A 25,505-nucleotide genomic window follows, 5' to 3' on the forward strand; every position below is an offset into this window, starting at 1 on the left:
GCTCGTTATACAGTTTTTCCATATTGCACTGCATCATGATTGATGGAAAAATGGGACGAAGCGGAAGGATTGCCATGGCCGTCGCGGAACTGACCATTTCCAGCAAGACTTATTCCTCTTGGTCCCTGCGCGGATGGCTGTTGTGCCGCCTTGCGGGATTGCAGGTGACGGAGAAGACCATCGCGCTCAATGACCCGGAAAACCGGGCGGAATTATTGCTGCTGTCGCCCTCCGTACTGGTGCCGCGCCTGACCCATGAGGGCGCGAGCGTCTGGGACACGCTCGCAATTGCGGAATATCTGCATGAGCTTTATCCCCATGTCGGCCTCTACCCGGAGGACCGCATCACCCGCGCCCATTGCCGGTCGGTGTCGGGGGAAATCCATTCGGGTTTCATCAACCTGCGCTCCGCTTTGCCGATGAATTTGAAGGTCCGGCACGAGAAATTTCCGATCTTTTCGGGCGCCAAGCCCGACATCGAGCGAATCGAGGAAATCTGGACCGAATGTCTGGACGCCTATGGCGGGCCCTGGCTGTTCGGAGAAACGCCGACCGTCGCGGATGCGATGTTCGCTCCGGTGGCGCAGCGTTTCCTGACCTATGCCGTGCCGCTGTCGGCCAAATCGGCGATCTATTGCAATTTCAGTAACGACTGGAATCTGATGCGCGAGTGGATCGACGCAGCGCGACAGGAAAAGGCCGAGGTCGAGGAACTGGAAGTCGAGTTTTAAGCGTCCAGCCCCGCCAACCATTCCCCGATCATCGCCCGACCCGCCGCCACTGCGCCGGGGCCATGATCCGCATGATCCTGCCGCAGCGCGATGCCGCATTGCCGGGCGATGTCGAGATCGGCCCAGAAATGGGTCAACCAATCCTCGAACCGGGGGTCCTCGCCCATTTCCGCGTGGAATTGCAGCGCCAGCACATTGCGGCCACGGCGGAAAGCCTGATGCGCATAGCGGGTCGTTGACGCCAACAGATCGACCCCGGCGGGCAGGTCGAAAGTATCGCTGTGCCAGTGCAGCACCGGCACCCCCTCCAAATGACGCAGCGGCGAGTCGGCCCCTGCCCCGTTCAGCGTGACGGGCGCGAAACCCAGTTCCATCTGCCCGCCGGGATAGACGCGGGCGCCCAGCGCCGCCGCGATCATCTGGCTACCCAGACACACGCCCAGCGTCGGCAGGTCCTGTTCCAACCGAGCCGCGAGCTTTTCGATCTGATGGGGAATCCAGGGATGGATGTCCTGTTCATAAACGCCCATCGGCCCGCCCATCATGATGAGCAGGTCGGGCGTGCACAGATCGGCATCGAGAAAATCAGGGCTGGCGACATCGATCCGCCCGATCTCATAGCCTGCGGCCTCGATCGGCTGGAGATAGCCCGCCGCTCCTTCGCGCGGCACATGACGGACGATAAGCGCTTTTTTCATCTCCGTCAGATGGCTAGCCAAAGGGTCGGCCGACCGCCACCCCAGCCTTTCTTGACCGCTCGAAAATCCTCCTATCCCGTCCGTCCGCGACGGTGGATATGCCAGAGCGCAAACAGCCCGATGCACAGCCAGATGATGTTGAGCACCATCGAAGGGATGGCGCCGTGCCATCCGGTGTTGAGGATGAAGAGCGCGGACCCCAGCGCGTTCATGCCCTGGAAGATCGCCGAGGAGCCGGTCAGGCGACCGGAGGAAACCAGCATATAGGCGCCCAGCACCAGCATCGCGCCCAGCCATCCGGCCACTTCGACAAGGATCGCCAAATCCATCCCCCAACGAAAAAAGGGCCCCCGCAGCGGCGGAAACCCTTTTCTCTTTAGGTTGCTATGTCAGCCGATCAAGCGGCCAGCTTGCGCAGAACGTACTGGAGGATGCCGCCGTTCAGGAAATATTCCAGCTCGTTGATCGTGTCGATCCGGCAGAGCGCGGTGAAGGTGAAGGTCGAGCCGTCGGCGCGCTTCACGATCACGTCCACGTCCTGACGGGGCTTGAGGCCCGAGACATTCTGGATGGTGAAGGTCTCGTCGCCCGTCAGGCCGAACGTATCCTTATTCTGGCCGTCCTTGAACTGGAGCGGCAGCACGCCCATGCCGACAAGGTTCGAACGGTGGATACGCTCGAAGCTCTCGACGATGACAGCGCGGACGCCCAGCAGATTGGTGCCCTTCGCCGCCCAGTCGCGCGACGATCCGGTGCCATATTCCTTGCCGCCGATGACGACCAGCGGCGTGCCGTCCGCCTTGTGCTTCATCGCCGCGTCGTAGATCGGCATGACTTCGCCTTCATAGCGGGTCATGCCGCCTTCGACGCCGTCCAGCATCAGATTCTTGATGCGGATGTTGGCGAAGGTGCCGCGCATCATGACTTCATGATGGCCACGGCGCGCGCCATAGCTGTTGAAGTCGGCCTGCGCGACCTGATGCTCCGACAGCCACTTGCCCGCAGGCGAGGTCGCCTTGATCGAGCCAGCCGGCGAAATGTGGTCGGTGGTGATCGAGTCGCCGAAAATCGCCAGCGGCTTGGCTTCGACGATGTCGGTGACCGGCTTCGGGGTCATGGTCAGACCTTCGAAGTAAGGCGGGTTGGCGACATAGGTCGAACCGGCGCGCCACTGATAGGTGTCCGAACCCGTGACGTCGATCGCCTGCCAGTGGGCATCGCCCTTGTAGACATTGGCGTAGCGCGCCTGGAACATCGGACGGTCCATGCAGCCCGCCATGGTCGAGGCGACTTCGTCATTGGTCGGCCAGATGTCCTTCAGGAACACCTGCTGGCCGTCCTTGCCGGTGCCGATCGGGGTGGTGATGAAGTCCTCGACCACCGTGCCCTTGAGCGCATAGGCCACGACCAGCGGCGGCGAGGCGAGGAAGTTGGCGCGCACGTCGGGCGACACGCGGCCTTCGAAGTTGCGGTTGCCCGAGATCACGGCGGCGGCGACCAGTCCGTTTTCGTTGATCGCCTTGCTGATCGGTTCGGCCAGCGGGCCGGAGTTGCCGATGCAGGTGGTGCAGCCATAACCGACCAGGTTGAAGCCGACCGCGTCGAGGTGCGACTGGAGACCGGCCTTTTCCAGATAGTCGGTGACGACCTGCGAACCGGGGGCCAGCGAGGTCTTGACCCAGGGCTTGGGCTTCAGGCCCAGTTCGTTCGCCTTCTTGGCGACGAGACCGGCGGCGACCAGAACACTGGGATTCGACGTGTTGGTGCAGCTGGTGATCGCGGCGATGGTGACGTCGCCGTCGCCAATGTCGAAATCCATGCCCTCGACCGGAACGCGCTGCTGCGCCTTCTTGTAGACGTTCGCCATGTCGGCGTTGAACACGTCATCGACTTCCGGCAGCGCGACGCGGTCCTGCGGACGCTTGGGACCGGCCAGGCTGGGGACGACGGTGGCGAGGTCCAGTTCCAGCGTGTCGGTGAAGATCGGCTCGATGGAGGGATCGATCCAGAAGCCCTGCTCCTTGGCATAGGCTTCGACCAGCGCGATATTCTCTTCGGTCCGGCCCGTCAGACGCATGTAATCCAGCGTCTTGTCGTCAATGCCGAAGAAGCCGCAGGTCGCGCCATATTCCGGCGCCATGTTGGCGAGCGTCGCGCGATCAGCCAGCGACAGCGAGGCAAGGCCGGGGCCGAAATATTCGACGAAACGGCCCACCACGCCCTTGGCGCGCAGCATCTGGGTGCAGGTCAGCACCAGGTCGGTGGCGGTCACACCTTCCTTCAGTTCGCCGGTCAGCTTGAAGCCGACGACTTCGGGGATGAGCATGGAGACGGGCTGACCCAGCATCGCGGCTTCGGCTTCGATGCCGCCGACGCCCCAGCCCAGAACGCCCAGGCCGTTGATCATGGTGGTGTGGCTGTCGGTGCCGACGCAGGTGTCGGGATAGGCGACGGTCACGCCGTCAGGGCCTTCGCTCGACCAGACGGCCTGCGCGATATTTTCCAGGTTCACCTGATGGCAGATGCCGGTGCCCGGGGGCACGGCGTAGAAATTGGCAAGGCTCTTGCTGCCCCACTTCAGGAAGTCGTAGCGCTCCATGTTGCGCTGATATTCGATTTCCACATTCTGCTCGAACGCCTTGGGCGTGCCGAATTCATCGACCATGACCGAGTGGTCGATGACGAGGTGAACGGGCACCTGCGGGTTGATCTTGCCAGCGTCGGCGCCCAGCGCGGTCATCGCGTCGCGCATGGCGGCGAGGTCGACGACGCAGGGAACGCCGGTAAAGTCCTGCATCAGCACGCGCGCGGGGCGATACTGGATCTCACGCTCGGCCTTGCCCTTGTCATTCTGCCAATCGACGATCGCCTTCACGTCGTCGGTGGTGACGGTAACGCCATCCTCGAAGCGGAGCAGGTTTTCCAGCAGCACCTTCATCGAGAAGGGCAGACGGCTGACGTCGCCGAGTTTGGCGGCGGCCTTCTTCAGCGAATAATAGGCAATGTCCTTGCCGCCGACCTTCAAAAGGTCGCGCGTGCCAAGAGTGTCCTGTCCGATGGCGGTCATGAGTCGTGCGTCTCCTCGCAGTTGCCTCGACCATGCGGAGGCAGGATGACGCAGTTCCACCAGAGGCTCGCCGGACGGCGAAAAAACTACCGGACGGCAAGGTGGCGGGATGCGCCCCAACTCATGGCCGAAGCGGATATGTCCCGATGGCCGCCGCCATAGCGCCTGCGGGCACCAAGTCAAATGCGAAGGCGTGAAAATGGGACGTTTCTTGGAATCTTTCTTGTAGACGCGCTCATTCCACGCGGGATACATTGTGAGGCGACCGCGTTCTGGTTCAAGGAGCGGGTTGCACAGAGATGAAAATGGGTCGCTCGCTCTGACTATCGTCGTTGCATCAATGCAGGCGTGATCGGGTTTCGTGCACTTTCGCGCCGATGCCGAGAATATATGTCTGAGGAGGAAGAGACGATGCGCCCAGTTTCGAGCCTCGCGACCGGCAAATCTTTTGATCCGGCCTTAAGGGGTTACATCATTCACTATCATCCGGGGGAAGCCAATCACTGCCCCAGTTGCGGCCGCAGCCAGTGGATGGTCGGTCGCCTGATGGCGGAATGCGCCTATTGCGAAACCGCGCTTCCGCTTGAAAATAACCGGGGTTTCGGGTCCTGCGCCCGCTTCGTGCACGCGCACGACGCCGTGAAGTCCTATGATCCGCGCGAGTCGTTCAATCCCTGACGGAACACGACCCTGATGCACATAAGGCCGCAGCCCGATCAGGCAGCGGCCACCCCCTCCACCTCTACTATGCCGTCGCCGGCATAAAATCCCCGAACCCGCACCCGCTTTTCGACATGATCGATGGGCACGCGCAGCAGCACCAACCGATAGGTGCCGCCCAGATCGCGCTGGAGCAGGAACCCGGCCTCATCGCGTATCAGCCGGCCGGTTTCATCCACTCCAGCGCCAATCTCTCTCATATCCCGTCAATCTATCGCGTCCCTGATTCCCTTGCCGGCCAACAGCCCCAGGACGAGGAAGATGACAAACAAGGCAATCGCGAGCACGAATAGGAATTTGGCGATGCCAACAAAGGTGCCCGCCGCACCGCCGAAACCCAATATGGCAAGCACGGCAGCAATGACGAGCGAAATGATGGCCAGACGGATCATGCAATATTCCTTCGATGGAAAGACCTGCGTTTTTTAACGGATGACAGGGCGACGAGTTCCGGTTTTCGGGGTGTGCGCCATGATCGGCTCTGGCCGATCCTGCGAATTTGCAACGTCCGCCGCAACGCCGCGCGAGCGAAGCGGACAGTGCCGCCCGTGTTGGAGAGGAACGCCGGTCCCTATAGGATTCAGTCTTTCTGGCGGGTCCTCAGACCCAGCCTTCCAGCACCTGATTGGGCGGACGATGCCCATCGACCCAACTGCGGATATTCGCGATCACCCGCGCCCCGGTGGCATCCCGCCCCTCGAAGGTGGCGGACCCCATATGCGGCAGCAGCACGACATTGGACAGCGCCAGCAAACGCGGATCGATCGCCGGTTCATGGGTGTAGACGTCCAGCCCCGCGCCCGCGATGCGCCCTTCCGACAGCGCGGCGATCAGCGCCGGTTCGTCCGTGATTTCCGCGCGGGAGGTGTTGATGAGATAGGCGTCGGGCCGCATCAGCCCAATCCGCTGCGCGTCGATCAGGCCCCGGCTGTCCGCGTTGAGCGGGCAATGGATCGACAGGATGTCGCAGTCACCCAGCAGCATATCCAGGTCCGGGCACCACTGCGCCTCCAGCTCCTGCTCGACCTCGAAAGGCAGGCGGTGGCGATTGTGATAGGCGATGGTCAGGCCAAAGGCCGCCGCCCGCCGCGCCACCGCGCGGCCAATGCGGCCCATGCCGATGATGCCCAATTTCTTGCCGCCGATGCGATGCCCCAGCATGCCCGACGGGCTCCAGCCGGTCCAGGCGCCGGAACGAACCAGCTTTTCCCCCTCGGCCAGACGGCGGGGCACCGACAGGATCAGCGCCATGGTCATGTCGGCGGTGTCCTCGGTCAGCACGCCGGGGGTGTTGGTGACGATGATCCCCTTTTTCCGCGCGGCGGCAAGGTCGATATGGTCGACGCCGCTGCCGAAACTGGCGATCAGTTGCAGCCGTTCGGGCGCCGCCTCGATCAGCGCGGCGTCGATCTGGTCGCTGACGGCAGGGACCAGCACGTCGCATTGCGCCATCGCGCGGGTCAGCGCGGTGCGGTCCATCGGCACATCGCCAATATTGAAGACGGTGTCGAACAGATCGGCCATGCGCGCCTCCACATTGGGAGGCAGGCGGCGCGTAACGATGACGCGCGGCGTGGCGGGGCGCGGTTTTTTGGCCATGTCTGGCCGCTATTCCCCGTCGCGGCGATGGTCAAGCGCTTATAAGAGCAGTTGTCCGCCATGCCCTCCAACGTCTATGAAAGCGAACGGATCGGCATGGGGACTATTGGGTTATGAAGGGCTATTTGCTGGGCGCATCCATTCTCGCCGCGCTTTGCGTGAGCGGCAGCGCAGGGGCGAACCCGGTGAAGGCGGTTCCCTATTGGGCCTCGCTCAGCCATGCCGAAGCGCGGATGCGCGTCGGCCCCAGCCTCGATTACCCCTCCAACTGGGTCTATCGCCGCCGCGACCTGCCGGTGAAGGTGGTGCAGGTGCTGGGCCTGTGGCGCAAGGTCGAGGATTCGACGGGCGCCCAGGGCTGGATGCATGTCCGGCTGCTGAGCGACGCGCCGACCGGCATCGTCACCGCCGACATCGCGCCGATGCGCACCTCCCCCAGCGCGGATGCCCGCGCCGTCTTTCGCGCGCAAAGGGGCGTGGTGGGGCGGATCTCTTCTTGCAGCAAGGGCTGGTGCGCGTTCGATGTGGGCGGGCAAAAGGGCTTTATCCGCGCCGATGATATCTGGGGCGCGACGGAATAAAGCCGCGCCTCACTTCGCCTCCTCCGCGTGCATCAGTCGCTTGACCAGCGGCGCGAGCGCCATCACGACGACGCCGACCCCCACCGACCACCAGCCGATGCTGCCATAGACGGCCAGCACCTGATCCCGGCTGGCCGCGCCACCCTCCCCGCCGGTCGCCGCAGCGATCAGCCCGGCGGCATATTCGCCCAGCGCCATGGCGAGGAACCAGATGCCCATCATCAGCCCGATCATGCGTGAGGGCGCCAGCGTCGACATGGCCGACAGCCCGACCGGCGACAGGCATAGCTCGCCAATGGTGTGGCAGAGATAGAGCAGGAAGATGAACAGCACCGGCGTCAGCGTGCCGGGCGCGCCCGTTCCCGCGACCAGGACCAGGAAACCCGCCCCGACCAGCGCGATGGCGATGCCGAATTTGGCCGGCGTCGAGGGCTCCCATCCCCGCTTCGCCAGCAAGATCCATAGCCCCGCCATCACTGGCCCGAACATCAGGATATAGGCGGCGTTGACTGACTGGAACATCGATGCCGGAACGTTGAAGCCCAATATGTGCCGGTTCGTATAGCGGTCCGTGAACAGGCTGAGCGACGATCCGGTCTGCTCGTAAAGGCCCCAGAAGATCGGATTGATGACCAGCAGGAACAGCGCCGCCAGCATCCGGTCGCGCCCGATCCGCTCCATCCGGCCAAAGGCTTCCCAGAGGATGTAGAGTACCGCCCCCACGCTCGCCAACGCCAGCATCCAGCCGACGATCACATGCTGCTGGATCAGAACCCAGCACAGGACGATGGAGACAAGACTGGAAAGATAGACGAGCCATTCCCGGCTGATGATCCCGCCGACCCGTTCGGCCAGACGGGCGGGATCGGACGGCTCTCCGCGTCCCTGCAACAGCGGCTTGCTCAGGGCGAAGCCGATGACGCCCGCGATCATCCCGACCGATGCCGAGCCAAAACCCCAGTGCCAGCCCCATGCCTGGCCCAGATAGCCGCAGATCACCGGACCGATGGTCGCCCCCAGATTAATGCCCATGTAGAAGATCGTATAGGCCGGGTCCCGCCGCATATCGTCGCGCGGATAAAGCTGGCCCACCAGAGCCGAGGCGCTGGACTTCAGGAAACCCGTCCCGGTGATGACCGTCGCCAGCCCCAGCCAGAAGAGGCCAAGGCCCATGTCCCCCGCATTGTCGCCCTCGACGCCCAGGATGATGTGGCCGATGGCGATGACGATGCCGCCGAACAGCACCGCCTTGCGCTGCCCCAGATAGCGGTCGGCCAGATAACCGCCCATCAGCGGGGAGATGTAGATCAGCGACATATAGGCGCCATAGGCATAGGACGCGTCGCGGTCGGAAAAGAGGAAATGCTGCGTCAGGTAGAAGATCAGCAGCGCCCGCATTCCGTAGAAGGAAAAGCGTTCCCACATCTCCACGAAGAACAGCAGGAACAGGCCGCGCGGATGGCCGAGCCAGGTCTTTGCGCCCACCTCGCCCGGATTTGAAACTGAGGTCGCCATTCAGGCCCCTTTTACCCTAACTTGTTGTCGAGCCGCAAACGCGACCCCTTATGCCGCCAGCGTAGAGCGGAAATTATTCATCTGTCAAAGAAGGCCGATGCCCTTGCGTCCTTCCTGTCGGCAGGCCATCTGGTCCGCCATGTTCAATGACCTCAGTTCTCCGCTCTCGCTCCTCCAGACCCGCCGATCCGGCAAGCCGCGCGATCTGGTGGCGCCCGGCCCCGATGCGGAGCAACTGCGCGCCATAGTGGAAGTGGCGCTGCGCACCCCCGATCATGGCAAGCTGGCCCCCTGGCGCTTCGTGATCGTGCCGCAGGACCGGCGCGATACACTCGCAGACCTGCTGGAAAGCGCCTATCGCGCTGAAAAACCCGATGCGGGACGGCTGGAAATCGAGGCGATGCACCAGTTCGCGCACCAGGCGCCCGCGCTGGTCGTCGCCCTTTCGGCACCGGTCGCGGGCAGCAAGATTCCGATCTGGGAACAGCAATTGTCGGCGGGCGCGGCGATCATGAACCTGCTGCACGCCACCCATGCGCTGGGCTTTGCCGGCGGATGGCTGACCGGATGGCCGGCCTATAATGAGGATGTCCGCGCCGCCTTCGCGCAAGGGGATGAGCGGATCGCCGGATTCATCTTCATCGGCACGCCGGGTAAGCCGCAGGAAGAGCGGCCTCGGCCAGAATATGACAACAGAGTTTCCATCTGGGATAGATAGTTACGCTATCTACCCAATATGGCGAAAGAGTGTGCCTTGACGCGCATGGCTGTATTATGTCACTGATGCACTATGGCCGACGACTCCAAACCCGTCTATCTCCGCCTGCGGGAGATCATTGCCGCATCCATTCTGGATGGCGAATTTCGCGACGGCGACCTGCTCCCTTCGGTTCGCGCGCTCGCCGCGCAACAGGGCGCCAATCCGCTGACCGTGGCCAAGGCTTATCAATGTTTCCAGGATGACGGGCTGGTCCTGGTGAAGCGCGGCGTCGGCATGTTTGTCGCTGACGGCGCCACGAGAAGGCTGCGCGAAATGGAACGGGCGCGGTTCATGGATGCGGTGTGGCCGCCCGTGGCCGAGCAGATCAGGCGGCTTGGTATCAGCGCCGCGGACCTGGGTGTGGAGCGGGTTTGATCCCGTTGCTCCCTATTCCGACATCGACAGACGCACGCCTCAATTCTGCATCCGATATTGCTTGAGCAGATCGTAGAGCGTCGGCCGGCTGATCCCCAAAATTTTCGCCGCACCGGAAATATTGCCGTCCGTCCGTGCAATGGCGCGCCGGATCGCGCGGCGGTCGGCCATTTCCCGCGCAGCCTTGAGGTTCACCACATCGCTCCCCTCGGCCCGATCCCCGTCGAGATCGAGATCGGCAGCGGTGACATGCTTGCCGTCCGCCATGATGACGGCCCGCTTCATGCGGTTTTCCAATTCGCGCACATTGCCCGGCCAGCCCCAGGCGTCGAGCGCCGCCAACGCGTCAGGCGCCAGCCCCTTGATCTGCGGGTTCATATCCTTGGCGAAGCGGTGGAGGAAATGGCGCGCCAGCAGCGCCGGGTCGCCGGGCCGTTCCTTTAGCGCGGGAATGCGCACGACAATCTCGGCCAGCCGATAATAAAGGTCTTCGCGGAAGGTGCCCGCCGAGATCATCTCCTCCAGATTTTGATGGGTCGCGCAAACGATCCGCGTGTCGACCGCAATGGGCTGGCGGCCGCCGATCCGCTCGATCACCCGCTCCTGGAGAAAGCGCAGCAGCTTCACCTGCAACGCCAGCGGAATGTCACCCACCTCGTCAAGGAACAGCGTGCCGCCCTGCGCCAGTTCGATCTTTCCGGGCGTGGTTTTGACCGCGCCGGTGAAGGCGCCTTTCTCATGCCCGAACAGTTCCGCTTCCAGCAGCGTTTCCGGGATCGCCGCGCAGTTGATCGCGACAAAGCCCCCCTCCCGGCGCGGGCTGGCGTCGTGCAGGCCCTGCGCCAGCAATTCCTTGCCGGTGCCGCTCGCGCCCAGCAGCAGCACGGAAACATCCGCTCCCGCCACCCGCTCGATCGTCCGGGCGACCTTCATCATTTCCGGCGCTGCGGTGATCAGTCGCCCCAGCACCCGCCCGCCTTCCGGCGCGGCTTCGGACAGGCGCACATTTTCCCGCTCCAGCGCATGGACGTGGAAAGCGCGGCGGACGATCAGCCCCAGTTCATCGATGTCCACCGGCTTCTGGTAGAAATCATAGGCCCCGCCGGAAATGGCGTTGAGGGCGCTTTCCCGCGCACCATGGCCGGAAGCGACGATGACCTTCGTGTCCGGCTTGATCCGCAATATCTCCGCCAGCGTCGCGAAACCCTCGCTGGTGCCGTCGGGATCGGGTGGCAGGCCAAGGTCCAGTGTCACCACGTCCGGCGCCTGTTCCCGCAGCATTTCGATGGCTTCCTCCCGGTCTCCCGCGATGAAAAGCTGATATTCCTCATAGGCCCAGCGCAATTGTCGCTGAAGACCCGGATCGTCTTCCACGATCAGCAATTTCGGTCGCGTGTCGCTCATCAGGCGGCCTTCCCCCTAAATTCTTCCCCCTGGGCCAAGGGCAGGCTCAGCGTGAAACGGCTGCCCACCCCCGGCTTGCTTTCCACGTCGATCCGGCCGCCCATGGCCTGCGCCAGCGCCCGCGCCTCGAACGCGCCGATGCCGAAGCCCCCTGCCTTGCTGGACGAGAAAGGCTTGAACAGCTCACGACGGATGAATTCGGCGGTCATGCCCCGACCCTGATCGATCATGTCGAGCCGGGCGACCGTGCCATCTGTCGAAAGCCGCAGTTCGACCGGACGATCGGACGCGCTGGCGTCGATGGCATTCTGGAGCAGATGGATCAGTATCTGCTCGACCCGTGCCGGGTCGGCCAGCACCAACGGCGCCTCGCCCGTGACCCGCACCGGATGCTGGCGAGAGCGGGTTCGCGCGACCTGTCGCGCCACTTCGTCCAGCGCCATCGCTCGCGGCTCCTCCGCTCGGCCCTTATTATGCTGCGACAGGCGGGCGAGCATGTCGTTCATCTTGCCCACCGATTCCTTCAGCGTCAGCACCATGTCGGCGCGGAAATCGGGATTGTCGGCATGGCGTTCCGCGTTGCGGGCGAGCAGGGAAAGCTGGCTCACCAGATTTTTCACATCATGGATTATGAAGGCGAAGCGGCGATTGAACTCATCGAACCGCTGGGCGTCGTCCAGCGCCTGCTGTCCCTGCGCCTCGCTCAAATAGCTGGCCGCCTGCCGTCCGGCGGCGCGCAGCATGTCGAAATCCTCCCAGTCGAGCCGCCGGTCGATGGGCGGCCGGGCAAGCAGGATCGCACCGATCAGCCGTCCGAAATGGATGAGCGGCACCATCGCCCAGGCGCGGCGATCCTCGCTCATCCAATGGGGAGCGACGACTTCGCCCGCGCCGCTGGGCGGGCGGTCGACATCGATGATCCAGCCGCTCTGTTCGATCAGCAGCGCAAGCGGCGCCGGAATCACGGCGCCATCCGGCAGTTCCTCCAGCCAGTTCCACTCTGTTTCGAAGGCCAGCGCGCCATCCTCGCTGCGCAGCATCAGGATCGCGGCTGGGGAATCGGTGATGTCGGCCACCGCCTTCGCCACGCGCTCGCCCAACGGCAGGGCATTGTCGCCCCTGTCACCCCCCGCCCGGCCCAACGTGTCGCCGAAGCGCATCCATTCGGTGCGGTAATCATAGCGATGCTGGAAAAAATGCTTGGCGACCTGCACCTTCCAGAAGGCGCGCAACCGGCGCGAGGGCAGCAGCACCAGCGCGCTGACCGCCATCAGGAAGACACAGCCGATCTCCACCACGCGGGCATAGGGGCCGGCCACCAGTTCGATGAGCACCGCCGCCGCCGTCAGCGCGACGCCATAGAGCAGGACCGCAGCCAGCGAGATCGACTGCAAGGTCAGCGTGCGCGAAAGCTGAAGGCGGCCCCCGCCATCAGTGCGCAACCCCGCCCCGATGACCGGCGCCAGCAACGCCATCATCGCGCCGCGCAGGGCATATAGCTCATTCGCCCGGTGCATCGCGAAATAGCCGATAGCGTAGAGATTGAGGTCATAGGTCCACATCGCCGCCAGCGCCCCCAGCAGCAACGCCACCCTGCCCCGTTCCCGCGTCGGCCAGCCGATATAGAGGTGATGGACCAGGATCAGGCTGCCGATCGCGGTCATCATGCGCAGGACCAGCGCGACATGTACGAACGCGCGATGCATGTCGCTCATCACCGGCAATTGCCGCCAGATAAGGTCGGCGAAGGTCTGGAGCAGGATCAGCCCCGCCACCGCCGCATAAAGCGATCCGACCGCCACCATCGACCCGATGCGCGCCGCCGGCCCCCGCCGCAACATGACGAACAGCAGCAGCAGCCAGGCGGCATTGCGGATATTCTCGCCCATGCCGGACAGCGGCTTTTCCACCCCGCCAAAGGACACGTAGAGCGACCAGCAGGCGGTGAGCAGCAGCGCGGCGGCCAGCAGCCGCTGTTCCGGGGTTTCATCGCGACGGCGCAGGACGAAGATGCCGAGCGCCGCGAACAGCACGGCCGCCAGAGCGTGCCCCCAATCCCCGACAAATTGCAGCAGCGTGCCCATCGCCCGTTCCTCAGCGCGCGCCTTCGGGCCAAAGGATGACCCGCAGCGTCTGGATCAGGATCAGAAGATCGAGGAAGGGCGTGTAATTTTTGGCGTAATACAGGTCATATTCCAGCTTGTGCCGGGCGTCCTCAATCGATGCGCCATAGGGATAATTGATCTGCGCCCAACCGGTGATCCCGGGCTTCACCATATGCCGCTCGGCATAATAACGCAGATGCTGTTCCAGATCCTCGACGAACTGGCGACGCTCCGGCCGGGGGCCGACGAAGCTCATCTCGCCCTTCAACACCGTCCAGGTCTGCGGCAGTTCGTCGATGCGCAGCTTGCGGAGCCAATAGCCAAGCCGCGTGATGCGCGGATCGTCCTTTTCTGCCCAGATCGCCTGCCCCGACACCTCGGCATCCTGCCGCATGGTGCGCAGCTTCACGATCCAGAATTCCTCGCCATAGAGGCCGACGCGCTTCTGGCGGTAAAAAGCAGGCCCCTTGCTGTCGAGCTTCACCAGAAGCGCCGCGAGCAGGATGATCGGACCGGTGAGCAGCAGCAGGATCGAACTGGCGGTGATGTCGAACAGCCGCTTGGCAATGCTGGACAGGCGGCGGCCGGCGGAGAAGCCATCGGAGAAAATCAGCCAGCTCGGATTGACGCTGTCGAGGTCGACCCGACCCGTCTCCCGCTCCAGAAAAGTCGAGATTTCGTTCACATGGACGCCGGTGGTCTTGATGCGCAGCAGGTCCGCCAACGGCAGCGCGTTGCGCCGTTCCTCCAGCGCCAGCACCACTTCGCTCGAGCCCAGACGGACGACGAAATCGGCAAGATTATAGATGGCGCTGCGGTTGATCGCCTCGGGGATCACCTGCGCGCCGTCGTTCATGGCGATATAGCCGACGACGAGAAAGCCGGAACCCTTGCGCTCCTCAATCTCCCGGATGCGGTTGGCGCGGTTGCCTGCGCCCAGAACCACCAGCCGCCGCTTGAAGGCTTCTCCGCCCAGCATCGACCCCAGCAACAGGCGAATTGCAAGCAGCAAGGCGATGGCCAGTCCCATGGCGTAGAGCGAATTGGATCGCCAGAGGGTGATGTCCGGCAGCGCGAAATGCATGACCGACAGGAACAGCACACCCAGCGAGATCGCCACCAACAGCCGCGCCAGAGCATAGCGGATCGATTGCAGCGCCTCCGTCCCATAGACGCCGACGGCGATCATCGCGGTCTGAATCGCAATGGCGAAGCTCGCCAAAGGCCCGATCCGGGTCATCACATGATCGACGTCCATGCCGATCTGATGCGCGCGCAAAATCCATCCGCCCTCCGCGGCGCCAAGCAGCAGCATGAGGTCGAGCAGGCCCAGCAGAAGCACCGCATGCGGCACATAATGTTTGAACACTCTGATCATTCGTCGCGCATATCCCGCTGCGCCCGGCGGGCAGCCCAGAGGGCCGGATCAACTTACAGGGGTCTGTAAGGAAATCCGACATGCCGTCACAATGCACGACAATCGCAAAGAATTTCTGAACAGGGCGCGCGCGGCGTGGCTCAATCGCGCTTCTGGATGGCGTCCGCCGCGTTCTTCGCCGCGTTGCTGACCAGGCGGGCCGCGCTATCGGGCGATTCGACCGCTTCGCTCGCGGCATCGGCCCGGCGGTCGCTCCGCTCCTTGGTGATGTAGAAAAAACCGATCGCCAGGATCAGGGCAATCGCAACCAGAACGAAAATGATCATACTGCCGCGCGACCGGCCCGCCACCGGGAACGGTCCGTTCATATCCCTGAGCGGAATGGGGGATTCGCTTTTCCGATCCTCAACCATTCTCCTTCTCCCGTCGGCCAACCGGAATGGATGGCAGAATAGCATGGATCAATCGCCGTCGGGGGGACTATCTTCTTTTGCCTCCCGGCCCCGGCTCAGTCGGTCAACATCGTCCATGATCTCATCCAATACAGCGGCGTCGCTGCTTTCATGGCTGCGGCGGGACGGCAGATCGCCATTTTCCAATATCTGCTCCAGAGCGGCGCGACCGCGCGCCACGCGGCTCTTGATCGTGCCGACCGCCACGCCGCAGATCTCGGCGGCTTCTTCATAGGCGAAGCCGCCCGCGCCCACCAGGATCAGTGCTTCCCGCTGGGGCTGGGGCAATTGCAGCAGGGCGCGCTGCATGTCCGACAGTTCGACATGCTTGTCCTGACTCGCCGGCGCCGCCAACAGCCGATCCGCCGTCAGATCGTCCCAATCGCCCCGAAAACGCGAACGGCGCATCTGAGAGAGATAATGGTTGCGCAGGATGATGAAGGTCCAGGCGCGCATGTTCGTGCCCGCCTGAAAGCGCGCCCGCGCCGCCCAAGCCTTCAGCAGCGTTTCCTGCACCAGATCATCCGCCACGTCGCGATTGCCCGACAGGGACCGTCCAAACGCCCGGAGATGCGGGATAACAGCCGCCAATTCCTGTTTGAAATCGGCGTCGGACAGGGTTTCGCGCTCCAAATGCTGGTTCACGCTGTCGTCCATGGACACAACCTTCTCATCGGCTGTCGCCCTCGCCGCATGAACCGAAGTCGTCAAAGCCATATCTGCGCCTGCATCCTAACCTTATTCTTCCCCAGCACCAATTGCCGCAACGCCGCTCAATGACCCCACAGAATCACGATCATCGCGATGATGACGAATGTGAGTGAAATACCAAGGACATAACGCACCATATGCGGCGTCGAGCCAGCTCTGGCTTCTTCCGCCGCGATATGATGCTCCTGCTCCGCCATTCGGGGTGTTTTCCAATTCGTTACGCATCAATAACGCGAGTCGCGGACCGGAGTTCCCATTTTCGGCCTGAATTTCGGCAACTAAGCGCGCATTCACGCCGGAGCGGTCGCCTCATCGAAGAACAGGGCCTGGGAAATGGCGGCCTTGACGGTGGAGCGCTGGAACGGCTTGGTGATCAGGAAAGTCGGCTCCGGACGCTCGCCGGTCAACAGGCGCTCGGGGAAAGCGGTGATGAAGATCACCGGCACCGAAAATTCGGAAAGAATGTCCTTCACCGCATCGATGCCGCTGGAATCGTCCGCCAGTTGAATGTCGGCCAGCACCAGGCCGGGTCGTTCGGCCATCGCCTCCCGCACGGCATCCTCACGCGTCACGGCGATGGCGGTCACTTCATGACCCAGGTCGCGAACGATGGTTTCGATGTCCATGGCGATGATCGGTTCATCCTCGATGATCAGCACCTTGGCGCGGGTCTGCGCCTCGATTTCGCTCAGCGCGTCCTTCACCAGTTCCTCGACATCGTCGCTGTCGAGACCGATCAGATAGCCGACATCCTCGATGGTGAAGCCCTCCAGCGCGGTGAGCAACAGCGCCTGGCGCGGCAGCGGCGTCAGACGGGCAAGCCGCGCCTGGGCAATGGCTTCCTGGCCGTCGGCGCCCGTCAGCACCGGGCCGTCGTCCAGATGCGAGGAGGACCAGATGGCGTGGAACGTCTTGTACAGGCCAAGACGCGGATCGACAGTCGTGGGAAATTCCTCCGGCGCGGCCACGATGGCCTCCAGTGTCGCGCGAACATAGGCATCGCCATGCGCCTGGCTACCCGTCAGGGCGCGGGCATAGCGACGAAGGAAGGGAAGGTGGGGGTGCAGTTGCTGACCAAGCGACATCTGTAAAAATTCTCCCAGCCCAATGGGCGCCTTGTTCCGAGCCATTTCGCCGGACAGGAAGGATGGATGGACGATGCCATTGTGGCAAGCCCCCCTTCCCCTTGCCGCTCCGCCGCCGATTTCTTTCTATCAATGCTGGCGAGGCAAAAAATGCTTCGGCAAGGGAACCATCAAGCGGGGGATTTGTTTCACTGGCGTTCGGTTTTTTCCAAAATCTTTGGAATTTTGTGATTTCATTTTCCCTGGTGTCGAATTGACGTCATGGGGGAAAGCCGCAAGAAGAGCAGGCTGGCGTGATGGTAATGGCTTCAGAGGGGCGTGTTTTGGTTGCTTCAACGACGGAACGGGACGTGACGGGAGGGGACAGGAAAGATGTCGGCGCCAGCACTCCCGGTTCGCGTGGGAAGAACAGCGCGACCCGCAAGAAGCGCGTCACCGTGGCGAAGGATGAAGGACAGGTCGGCAACGCCCTGCGTTCCGTCTACCAGCGCGCGGTGGAGGAAGATATTCCCTCCGAAATGCTCGACCTTCTCAGCAAGCTCGACTAGGCCGTAAGCTCACCGACAGGACTGCGGAGGGGCCATGACGCAAATTGCAAAAGGCGGCGTCTATCCATGCCCGCAACGATCCGGCGTCATCGCGCAAATGGCGCACTCCGGTCGGCATCGGGCCCATGGCCACCAGTTCTGAAACGTCCGTCGCGCAGGACAGCCATTCTCCGGCTGCAATGTCCTTAATGCAAAGATTGAACGCCCTGTCGCAATCCACGGGCGTCAAGATGTTCCTCATCCTCACTCTGGCGTTGCTTCCGCTGGGGCTGATCGCGCTGGTGGCCTCGCTTCAGGCGATCCGCACCACTGATCTGGAGAAGGAAGCGTTGCTGCGCGTCGCGGTCACGCAGAGCGCGCGCAAATTGTCCGCCGAATTGACATCGGATCGGACAGCGTTGCTGCTCACCGCCAGCGCCTTTGCGGCGACCGGTCCCGACCCGGCCATGTGCGCGCGCCTTTCGATCTTTCTTTCTGCCCATGATGGCGGCGGCGGGCGCTATTATATTTATGACCGGCAGGGCCGACGGCTTTGCGGCTCGCCCTTGCCCGAGCCGAAGGGGCTGGAACCGTCGCGGCGTTTTTCCGGACGGCCGGCCCAGTTGCTCCCCACCGCGCAATTTCTGGTCAGCCGGGCGCAAAGCGCCAACGGCGCGGTCGTCGCCATTGCCTATTATTCGCGCGCTTATCTGGAAGCGATCACCAGCCCCAGCGGCGCCCTGCAGAACCGGCAGATCAGTTTGCAGCAGGGCCGGGACAGGTTGCTCATCACCACCCACCCCTCCGCTCCGTCGCGTGGCCGCAGCACCACCCTGTCTGCGCGACTCGATCCGCCCGACATGATCCTCACCATGTCGCTGCGCGATCCGCCGGTGACGATGGCGCGGATGCTCTCGCTCTTCCTGCCGCTGGTGATGTGGTTCGCGGCGGCGGCGATCGGCTGGTTCGTCGTCAACCGCCTGCTCATACGGCCACTCGTCCTGCTGCGCCGCACCGTTGCCGCCTATCAGCCCGGCGAAGTGCTGGAGCCGATGCGCCGCATCCGCACCCCCGCGCAGGAGATCGTCGCGCTGGGCGACACCTTCCGCGCCATCAGCGAGGATGTCGCCACCCATGAGGCGGAGATGGCCGAAGGGCTGGAAACCCAGCGCAAGCTGACGCGGGAGGTGCATCATCGGGTCAAGAACAACCTCCAGATCATCGCCAGCCTCATCAACCTGCATGCCCGTTCCGCTCACGACGCCGAGGCGGTCGAGGCCTATGCGACGATTCAGCGCCGGGTCGATGCCCTCTCCGTCGTCCATCGCAATCATTATGCGGAACTGGAGGAGCATCGCGGCGTCGGCGTGCGATCGCTCATCAGCGAACTCTCCGCCAGCCTGCGCGCCACCGCCCCGGCCGAAGCCCGGCGCTTCGGCATCCAGATCGACAGCGACAATCTGCATATCAGCCAGGATGTGGCGGTGCCGATCGCCTTTCTGCTGACCGAACTGGTGGAACTGGCCATGCTGTCCGATCCGCGCACGGCCATGCGCATATCGGTGCAGTTGGAGGATGAGCGTCAGGATCGCGCCGTGCTGCACATCGTCTCGCCCGCATTGCGCGGATCGCCAGAGATGACGGAGCGACTGGAGGAACGCTATGGCCGGGTCCTGACCGGGCTTTCGCGCCAACTCCGCTCCCCGCTGGAGCATGATGCCCAGACCGGGGATTATGCGATCGCCATCACGGTCCTGCCCTGACGGTCAGACGCGCCGGTAATCCCTGCGGAAATCGGCGACGAAACTGGCGAATCGCCCTTCCGCGATGCTGTCGCGAATGCCCTGCATCAGCGCCTGGTAGAAATGGATATTATGCTGGGTCATCAGCATCGCGCCCAGCATCTCGCCCGCTTTCACCAGATGGTGCAGATAGGCGCGGCTCCATGTCGAACAGACCGGGCAACCGCAGCGCGGATCGAGCGGCCCCATATCCTCGGCGAATTTGGCATTGCGGATGTTGAGCGGCCCCGCCCAGGTGAAGGCCTGGCCATTGCGCCCGCTGCGCGTCGGCAGCACGCAGTCGAACATATCGATGCCCCGTTCCACCGCGCCGACAATATCGTCGGGCTTGCCCACACCCATCAGATAGCGCGGCTTGTCGGCCGGCAGCATGTCGGGCGCGAAGTCGAGCGTGGCGAACATCGCCTCCTGCCCCTCGCCCACCGCAAGGCCGCCGACCGCATAGCCGTCAAAGCCGATGTCGATCAGCTTTTCCGCCGAAATCCGCCGCAGCCCTTCATTGAGTGACCCCTGCTGGATACCGAACAGGGCCGCGCGCTCCGCATGCTCGCCGCCTGCATCGAAACCGTCGCGCGACCGCTTGGCCCAGCGCATGGACCGCTCCATCGATTTCGCCGCCTCGTCATGGGTGCAACCATTTTTGGTGCACTCGTCAAAGGCCATGACGATGTCGCTGTCGAGCAGGCGCTGGATTTCCATCGAACGTTCGGGCGTCAGCATATGCTTCGACCCGTCGACATGGCTGGAGAAGGCAACCCCCTCCTCGCTCATCCTGGTCAGCGCGCTGAGGCTCATCACCTGATAGCCGCCGCTGTCGGTCAGAATCGGGCGGTCCCAGCCCATGAAGCCGTGCAGGCCGCCCAGACGCGCCATGCGCTCGGCGCCGGGACGCAGCATCAGATGATAGGTGTTGCCCAGGATGATGTCGGCGCCGGCCGCGCGCACTTCGGCGGGGCGCATCGCCTTCACCGTGGCGGCCGTGCCGACCGGCATGAAGGCGGGGGTGCGAATCTCGCCCCGGCGCATCTGGATGGCACCGGTGCGGGCCTTGCCGTCGGTCGCGGCAATGGAAAAGGAAAAGCGGGAATGGGTCACAGACGGCGCTGTAGAAGGGGAAAGCGCGCCAGACAAGGCCGCCCGGACCGGATCAGCCGTCCTTGCGCAACCCATCCAACGCAATGATCGCATCGACGGCGAAACCCTCTATCCGGCAATAATTGCCGATGAAACAGAGGCAATCGGCGGACAGGCTGAGCTGCCAGGACTCGCCCTGCGCATCGTGCAGCAGCAGGGTCACAATCTGCATATCGGTTCGAGGCGTCTTCATGCACCCCTTCGTAATTAATAAAGGTTAACAAAGACCTGCCTGCTCATCCCCCTCAAAGTCTTAACGCGCCCTCGTTGCATTAAAGCAACATTAACCATGTTAAATTGCATTTTTCAGCGACTTATGCGCAACAGAAGAGGAGAAAAATGGTTAACGGTCGTGAAGCCGCTATGGGATGGTTGCATAGTAGTTGTAAGACTGTTCACCTCAGTCCCAAGACCAATTTGGGGGCGCAGATGGTTGATTCCGGACGATTTAATTCGAGACACGAGCAGATCGACGATTTTTCGCCGGCGCAGCTCCCCGCTGGCGATGGCGAAGCGCTCGTCGCCGCTACGGAAAGCCTGGCCTCGATGCCGCGGATCGGCCGATCGACTTTGTTCGACCTGGGCCAGATCGACGTCAGCTGGGACGCTCCCGCGGAGACTTTGTGGGCCTATATGACGCCCACGAATCGTCCCAATTTCAGCATGCAGATGCTGCGCGACGTGGGAAGCTGGTATTCGGAAACCAAAAGGCTGTTCGAAGCCGGCGCGCTGCCCGTCAAATATATGGTCGCCGGATCGCGCTTCCCCGGCGTCTTCAACCTCGGGGGCGATCTGGAACTGTTTGCCGCCTGCATCGAGCAGCGCGATCTGCCCAGCCTGATCAAATATGGCCATGCCTGCATCGATGTCGTGCACCAGACATGGCGCAACGCCGATCTGCCGGTCGTGTCCGTCGCGTTGGCGCAGGGCGACGCTCTGGGCGGCGGTTTCGAGGCGCTGCTCTGCTTCGACATCGTGATCGCTGAACGCAGCGCCCGTTTCGGTTTGCCCGAAATGCTTTTCGGCCTGTTCCCCGGCATGGGCGCTTATTCGATCCTGGCACGCAAGCTCGGTCGGCTGATGGCCGAACGCATGATCCTGTCGGGCAAGGTCTATACGGCGGAGGCGATGTACGACATGGGCATCGTCCACACATTGGTGGAGGATGGCGAAGGCGAACAGGCCGTGCGCGATTATATCGCCGCGAACCGGCCGCATCATGCCGGTCATGTCGGCGTGTTTCAGGCCGGACGGCGGGTCGATCCGCTCGATTACGCGGAGCTTAAGGACATTGTCGAAAACTGGGCCGAATGCGCGCTGAAGATCGACCTGAAGGATCTGCGCATGATGCGGCGACTGGCCTCCGCACAGACCCGGCTCGGCAAATAAGCCGGAATAGGCTCAGGCGCGACGGCGGTCCACCGGCACAGGCACCTCATCGACGGCCAGCCCCTGCATCCGCCGCAGCAATTGATCGGCCGGCATCGGTTTGCACAGGACAAAGCCCTGCACATTGGTGAAGCCCGTTTCGCGGGCATAGCGTAGCTGTTCCTCGGTTTCGATGCCTTCGGCCACGGTCTCCACGTCCAGCGCGCGGGCCAGATAGGCGACGGATTGGGCAATGGCGCGGTCGCGCGGATTTTCACCGACGCCGCGCATGAAGCTCTGGTCGACCTTGATCGTGTCGAAGATATGGTTGCGCAAATAGCCCAGCGACGAATAACCCGTACCAAAATCGTCGAGCGCCAGCCGCAGGCCGATCCGGCGCAATTCGTTCAGGATCATGTGGGTCCGGCCGTCATCCTCCAGGAAAATCGACTCCGTCACCTCCAACTCCAGGCGGCGCGGCTTGAGACCGGATTGCAGCAGGGCCGCCATGACCCCGCGCGGCAGCTTGTCCCCCCGAATCAGCGCGGGAGAGATATTGACCGCCACGCGGATATTCTCGTCCCAGGTCATGGCGTCGCGGCAGGCCTGTTCCAGCGCCCATAACGTCATCGGCTCGATCATCGAGGAGCTTTCGGCGATCGGAATGAATTCCGCCGGAGAAATCCGGCCGAGCACAGGATGCTCCCAGCGCATCAGCGCTTCGCAAATGGCGATCCGGTCCGTGGCGGCGTCGAATATCGGCTGGTAATGCAATGCCAGCTCGCCATTGGCGATGGCGGTGCGCAGACCCATTTCCAGTTCATAGGTGCGGTTCTGCCTTTCCTTCATCTCCCAGTGGAAATGGGCATGGCGGTTGCGCCCCTCATGCTTGGCGCGATACAGCGCCATGTCGGCATGTTGCAGCAATTCGTCGCTGTCGCGGCCATCCTCCGGCGCGACGGAGATGCCCATCGATGCCGTGATGTTCAGATGATAATTTTCGACCTCGAAATCGGGTACGAATTCGGCCAGCAGATCGGAGGCGATCTCCTCCGCCCCGGCCCGGTCCACGCCGGGACAGATGAGAATGAACTCGTCGCCGCCGAAGCGCGCGACATGGCCGCGCCGGTTCAAGGCCCGCGAAAGCCGCTCGGCGACCAGGCGGAGCAGCTGGTCGCCGATGATATGGCCGAGCGAATCGTTGATTTCCTTGAAGCGGTCCAGGTCCATCCACATGACCGCCAACAATTCATCGTCGGATCTTCGCGAATCGAACCACTCGCGCAATCGCATGTGCATCGCCATGCGGTTTTCCACGCCGGTCAGGCTGTCGAAGCGGGCAAGCCGTTCGAACTTGAGCGCCAGTTGCGACTTCTCATATTTGCCCTGAAACGCGTCCAGAACGATATGGTGGGTGGTGCGCGTGATGTCCGCCATGGCGAAGATCATCAGGAAACACAGCACTCCAAGAGTGGTGTAAGCCACCCCCCCGACCAGCAGCAGTCCGAACGACGTCGGCAGCATCGTGAAGCAGGTCTGCCCCACGGCGACATGGATTCGTCCCGCATTGCGCCCCGATATGCCGCCTGCATAGGCCGCCACCGTGCCCACGCTCAACACATGCAGGGTCAAAATGTCGGTAAAGGTCAGGGTGACGAACGCCAATATGCCCAGCAGCGCGGCATAGCCCCAGGCACCCAGTTCATAGGCAAAACCCCAGATCGGCTTGGCCGGCCGATCCTGATGCGCCAGTTCCCGGTGAAAATAGAGCGAGGCGATCGAACGGCTGATCCCGACCAGGCAGATGAGGATCGAAACGGCCGTGATCTGCGGGATTTGCGCCTTGCAGGCGATGACCAGGCTGGCGCCGCCACCGGCGATCGCGCCGCTCATCAGCGATGCCGGGGATGCATAGAGCGCCTTGACGAGATTCGCCTGCACTTCAGCACTGTGCTGAGTGCCTGGCGCGAAGCGCGCTCGCATGGAGGCGATCAGGTTTCGAATAAGGCGTGACACGTCATCCGCACCATTGGCGAAACATGATTTCCATTTGGTAAATCGCGCCTTCGCAAAGCGCTCCATAGTGAGCCATCGGTCGTGGAAGCGCGGGAAAACCTTGCTTTCGTGGTTCCGTGGTTCATCGGCGGAAAATACGCCATGGCTCCTCACTTGCTCCATCGCCCGGTCTGGAACGCCCTCAACAGCGGCTGGTCGGCACTCGCCGAAGGAGGGCCGCGCGCCTTGCGGATCGATCCGCGCTACGGTCCCTTCGCAGCGGCGGCGGACACGGGGCCGGCAGCGCAGGCCGCCCTCGCCGCGCTGGTGCCAGCGGGCGGAGAAGCCTGGATCGTGGAACCCGACCCGATCATTGCCCCGCCGCGCACGCGAATCCTGCGCGAAGCCGTGCTGGTGCAGATGGTCGCCGTGGATATTCCCGGCGGCGGGCCCGAACTCGATCCGGTGCCGCTGGGCGAAGCGGATGCGGCGGAAATGCGCGCTCTGGCGCTGATGACTAGGCCGGGACCGTTCCTCCCCCTCACCCATCGGCTGGGACGCTTCATCGGGATCAAGGCGCAGGGCAGGCTCGTCGCCATGGCCGGAGAGCGGATGCGCATAACCGGATTTGCCGAAATCAGCGGCGTCTGCACCCATCCCGAGCATCGCGGAAAGGGCTATGCGAAGGGGCTGATGCGGCTTGTCGGGCGCTCCATGCTCGATCGGGGCGAGACACCGTTCCTCCATGCCTATGCCGCGCATGAGGCGACGGTGGCGCTCTACCGGACGCTCGGCTTTGAGGTTCGGGTGCGAATGCACATGATGGTGATCGCAGCCGCCTGATCAGCGCGCGGCGGCATCATTGGGATCGACGGAGCGTATCGCGGAGGTTTCAGCGGGAGCCGCAGGGGCGCTGACCGCAGGCGCGTCCAAAGGCACATGGACTTCCTGGTCGACATAGACGTCGAAAGCGGTTCCCGCCGGCACCTTCACGTCCCTCCCCCGCACCAATATGGCCAGAGGCAGGAAAACGATGCCCGCCCCCACCGCGCCGAGCGTGCCGGATTTGCCCTGCGCATTGCGTTGACCGCGCACGGGGATTTCCAGCTGGCCCGCTTTCACCCGATCGACCCTGATGTCGAGCTTGCCGGAACGGCCCAACAGGCCATTGTCCCTGGCTCGGGTAATTTCCCCGACGGCAGACGTTCCGGCGGAAAGCACGGTGACTCCATTGATCGTCACCGGCTTGGCGACGGCCAGTTCCACTTCATCTCCCACATGGGCCGATTTGGACGAAAGGTCCGCGCGCGTCTGCAACGAGATGGCCATGCCTTCGGGAAGCACCAGATATTGGGCGGATGCGGGCAAGGCATGGACGACGGAGAAGGCCGTGGCGGCGATCGCCCATCGCCGTGCCCAGCGCATGGCCAATGCAGCGCGAGTCATGAGGCCGTCCTTTCCCCAACCTGCCGCCAACTTACGCTTCCGGGGAAGGAGC

At 63.2% G+C, this 25,505-nt stretch carries 28 protein-coding genes; 10 read left to right on the forward strand and 18 right to left on the reverse strand.

Features of this window, described 5'->3' with window-relative positions:
* The first annotated feature begins 74 nt into the window (after positions 1–74).
* Positions 75–731 carry a glutathione S-transferase gene (locus F7P65_RS03695; protein WP_150290406.1) on the forward strand — a complete coding sequence of 219 codons (657 nt, stop codon included), beginning with the start codon at positions 75–77 and terminating at the stop codon, positions 729–731.
* Here the strand turns inward: F7P65_RS03695 and F7P65_RS03700 are convergent.
* From F7P65_RS03700 to acnA, 3 genes are all read right to left on the reverse strand, one after another.
* Positions 728–1,429 carry a glutamine amidotransferase gene (locus F7P65_RS03700; RefSeq protein WP_150290407.1) on the reverse strand — a complete coding sequence of 234 codons (702 nt, stop codon included), beginning with the start codon at positions 1,427–1,429 and terminating at the stop codon, positions 728–730. The two genes, F7P65_RS03695 and F7P65_RS03700, sit on opposite strands and share 4 nt — an antisense overlap.
* 71 nt (positions 1,430–1,500) lie before the next feature.
* A complete protein-coding gene (locus F7P65_RS03705; protein WP_150290466.1) occupies positions 1,501–1,752 on the reverse strand; it encodes a CBU_0592 family membrane protein in 252 nt (83 codons plus the stop codon).
* Between the two features lie 74 nt (positions 1,753–1,826).
* Positions 1,827–4,496: an aconitate hydratase AcnA gene (gene acnA / locus F7P65_RS03710; protein WP_150290408.1), complete on the reverse strand. Its 2,670-nt coding sequence runs from the start codon at positions 4,494–4,496 to the stop codon at positions 1,827–1,829.
* Between the two features lie 390 nt (positions 4,497–4,886).
* On the opposite strand from acnA, the gene F7P65_RS03715 reads away from it, so the two are divergent.
* Entirely contained in the window at positions 4,887–5,174 is a 288-nt protein-coding gene (locus tag F7P65_RS03715) for a hypothetical protein (RefSeq protein WP_240334180.1), read from the forward strand.
* Positions 5,175–5,212: 38 nt separating this feature from the next.
* Here F7P65_RS03715 and F7P65_RS03720 read toward each other — a convergent pair whose 3' ends face one another.
* From F7P65_RS03720 to F7P65_RS03730, 3 genes are all read right to left on the reverse strand, one after another.
* Positions 5,213–5,416, reverse strand: coding sequence for a DUF5818 domain-containing protein (locus F7P65_RS03720; protein ID WP_150290409.1), 204 nt, complete (start codon positions 5,414–5,416; stop codon positions 5,213–5,215).
* Positions 5,417–5,422: 6 nt separating this feature from the next.
* Positions 5,423–5,608 carry a DUF1328 domain-containing protein gene (locus tag F7P65_RS03725; RefSeq protein ID WP_150290410.1) on the reverse strand — a complete coding sequence of 62 codons (186 nt, stop codon included), beginning with the start codon at positions 5,606–5,608 and terminating at the stop codon, positions 5,423–5,425.
* A gap of 208 nt (positions 5,609–5,816) precedes the next feature.
* On the reverse strand, positions 5,817–6,815 hold the full coding sequence (locus F7P65_RS03730; protein ID WP_150290411.1) for a 2-hydroxyacid dehydrogenase: 999 nt from the start codon (positions 6,813–6,815) through the stop codon (positions 5,817–5,819).
* A gap of 113 nt (positions 6,816–6,928) precedes the next feature.
* Between F7P65_RS03730 and F7P65_RS03735 the strand changes: the two genes are divergently transcribed.
* Positions 6,929–7,396: an SH3 domain-containing protein gene (locus tag F7P65_RS03735; protein WP_150290412.1), complete on the forward strand. Its 468-nt coding sequence runs from the start codon at positions 6,929–6,931 to the stop codon at positions 7,394–7,396.
* Positions 7,397–7,405: 9 nt separating this feature from the next.
* Here F7P65_RS03735 and F7P65_RS03740 read toward each other — a convergent pair whose 3' ends face one another.
* Entirely contained in the window at positions 7,406–8,911 is a 1,506-nt protein-coding gene (locus F7P65_RS03740) for a peptide MFS transporter (RefSeq protein ID WP_150290413.1), read from the reverse strand.
* 139 nt (positions 8,912–9,050) lie between these two features.
* Between F7P65_RS03740 and F7P65_RS03745 the strand changes: the two genes are divergently transcribed.
* Together F7P65_RS03745 and F7P65_RS03750 are read left to right on the forward strand one after the other, a co-directional pair.
* A complete protein-coding gene (locus tag F7P65_RS03745) occupies positions 9,051–9,629 on the forward strand; it encodes a nitroreductase family protein (RefSeq protein WP_150290414.1) in 579 nt (192 codons plus the stop codon).
* Between the two features lie 72 nt (positions 9,630–9,701).
* Positions 9,702–10,046 carry a GntR family transcriptional regulator gene (locus F7P65_RS03750; protein WP_150290415.1) on the forward strand — a complete coding sequence of 115 codons (345 nt, stop codon included), beginning with the start codon at positions 9,702–9,704 and terminating at the stop codon, positions 10,044–10,046.
* Positions 10,047–10,085: 39 nt separating this feature from the next.
* Here the strand turns inward: F7P65_RS03750 and prsR are convergent, their stop codons facing one another.
* The 7 genes from prsR to F7P65_RS03780 all read right to left on the reverse strand — a co-directional run bounded on the left by prsR (position 10,086) and on the right by F7P65_RS03780 (position 17,181).
* Positions 10,086–11,450 carry a PEP-CTERM-box response regulator transcription factor gene (gene prsR, locus F7P65_RS03755; RefSeq protein ID WP_150290416.1) on the reverse strand — a complete coding sequence of 455 codons (1,365 nt, stop codon included), beginning with the start codon at positions 11,448–11,450 and terminating at the stop codon, positions 10,086–10,088.
* Positions 11,450–13,534: an XrtA/PEP-CTERM system histidine kinase PrsK gene (gene prsK, locus F7P65_RS03760; RefSeq protein WP_150290417.1), complete on the reverse strand. Its 2,085-nt coding sequence runs from the start codon at positions 13,532–13,534 to the stop codon at positions 11,450–11,452. The genes prsR and prsK overlap by 1 nt, the downstream gene beginning before the upstream one ends.
* A gap of 10 nt (positions 13,535–13,544) precedes the next feature.
* Entirely contained in the window at positions 13,545–14,933 is a 1,389-nt protein-coding gene (locus F7P65_RS03765; protein WP_150290418.1) for a TIGR03013 family XrtA/PEP-CTERM system glycosyltransferase, read from the reverse strand.
* A gap of 140 nt (positions 14,934–15,073) precedes the next feature.
* The gene (locus F7P65_RS03770) at positions 15,074–15,346 is read right to left on the reverse strand and encodes a hypothetical protein (protein ID WP_338053886.1); all 273 of its coding nucleotides are present in this window, start codon (positions 15,344–15,346) and stop codon (positions 15,074–15,076) included.
* Positions 15,347–15,394: 48 nt separating this feature from the next.
* Positions 15,395–16,042, reverse strand: a complete 648-nt coding sequence (locus tag F7P65_RS03775) for a sigma-70 family RNA polymerase sigma factor (protein ID WP_150290468.1) — start codon at positions 16,040–16,042, stop codon at positions 15,395–15,397.
* A 116-nt stretch (positions 16,043–16,158) separates the two neighbouring features.
* Entirely contained in the window at positions 16,159–16,293 is a 135-nt protein-coding gene (locus tag F7P65_RS22470) for a hypothetical protein (RefSeq protein WP_275897545.1), read from the reverse strand.
* Between the two features lie 93 nt (positions 16,294–16,386).
* Positions 16,387–17,181, reverse strand: coding sequence for a response regulator (locus tag F7P65_RS03780; protein ID WP_150290469.1), 795 nt, complete (start codon positions 17,179–17,181; stop codon positions 16,387–16,389).
* Between the two features lie 66 nt (positions 17,182–17,247).
* On the opposite strand from F7P65_RS03780, the gene F7P65_RS21945 reads away from it, so the two are divergent.
* The 3 genes from F7P65_RS21945 (at position 17,248) to F7P65_RS03790 (ending at position 19,471) form a co-directional block, all read left to right on the forward strand.
* The gene (locus F7P65_RS21945; RefSeq protein ID WP_162854520.1) at positions 17,248–17,412 is read left to right on the forward strand and encodes a hypothetical protein; all 165 of its coding nucleotides are present in this window, start codon (positions 17,248–17,250) and stop codon (positions 17,410–17,412) included.
* A 92-nt stretch (positions 17,413–17,504) separates the two neighbouring features.
* Complete coding sequence (locus F7P65_RS03785) at positions 17,505–17,729, forward strand: NepR family anti-sigma factor (protein WP_240334181.1); 225 nt, start codon at positions 17,505–17,507, stop codon at positions 17,727–17,729.
* A gap of 188 nt (positions 17,730–17,917) precedes the next feature.
* Positions 17,918–19,471, forward strand: coding sequence for a sensor histidine kinase (locus F7P65_RS03790; RefSeq protein WP_240334183.1), 1,554 nt, complete (start codon positions 17,918–17,920; stop codon positions 19,469–19,471).
* Positions 19,472–19,474: 3 nt separating this feature from the next.
* Here F7P65_RS03790 and tgt read toward each other — a convergent pair whose 3' ends face one another.
* Positions 19,475–20,605 carry a tRNA guanosine(34) transglycosylase Tgt gene (gene tgt, locus F7P65_RS03795; protein ID WP_150290421.1) on the reverse strand — a complete coding sequence of 377 codons (1,131 nt, stop codon included), beginning with the start codon at positions 20,603–20,605 and terminating at the stop codon, positions 19,475–19,477.
* 52 nt (positions 20,606–20,657) lie between these two features.
* A complete protein-coding gene (locus tag F7P65_RS03800; protein ID WP_150290422.1) occupies positions 20,658–20,837 on the reverse strand; it encodes a hypothetical protein in 180 nt (59 codons plus the stop codon).
* 236 nt (positions 20,838–21,073) lie between these two features.
* Between F7P65_RS03800 and F7P65_RS03805 the strand changes: the two genes are divergently transcribed.
* Positions 21,074–22,033, forward strand: a complete 960-nt coding sequence (locus F7P65_RS03805) for a crotonase/enoyl-CoA hydratase family protein (RefSeq protein WP_150290423.1) — start codon at positions 21,074–21,076, stop codon at positions 22,031–22,033.
* Between the two features lie 12 nt (positions 22,034–22,045).
* On the opposite strand, the gene F7P65_RS03810 is transcribed toward F7P65_RS03805, so the two are convergent.
* Entirely contained in the window at positions 22,046–23,995 is a 1,950-nt protein-coding gene (locus tag F7P65_RS03810; protein ID WP_420853301.1) for a putative bifunctional diguanylate cyclase/phosphodiesterase, read from the reverse strand.
* 174 nt (positions 23,996–24,169) lie between these two features.
* Here F7P65_RS03810 and F7P65_RS03815 point away from each other — a divergent pair, with 174 nt between their 5' ends.
* Positions 24,170–24,850 (forward strand): GNAT family N-acetyltransferase, encoded by a 681-nt coding sequence (locus F7P65_RS03815; protein ID WP_150290425.1) that lies wholly within the window; start codon positions 24,170–24,172, stop codon positions 24,848–24,850.
* Here the strand turns inward: F7P65_RS03815 and F7P65_RS03820 are convergent, their stop codons facing one another.
* Positions 24,851–25,453, reverse strand: coding sequence for a hypothetical protein (locus F7P65_RS03820; RefSeq protein WP_150290426.1), 603 nt, complete (start codon positions 25,451–25,453; stop codon positions 24,851–24,853).
* Positions 25,454–25,505 lie beyond the last annotated feature (52 nt).

Source organism: Sphingobium estronivorans (genome assembly GCF_008692605.1).
Taxonomy (GTDB): Bacteria; Pseudomonadota; Alphaproteobacteria; order Sphingomonadales; family Sphingomonadaceae; genus Sphingobium; species Sphingobium estronivorans.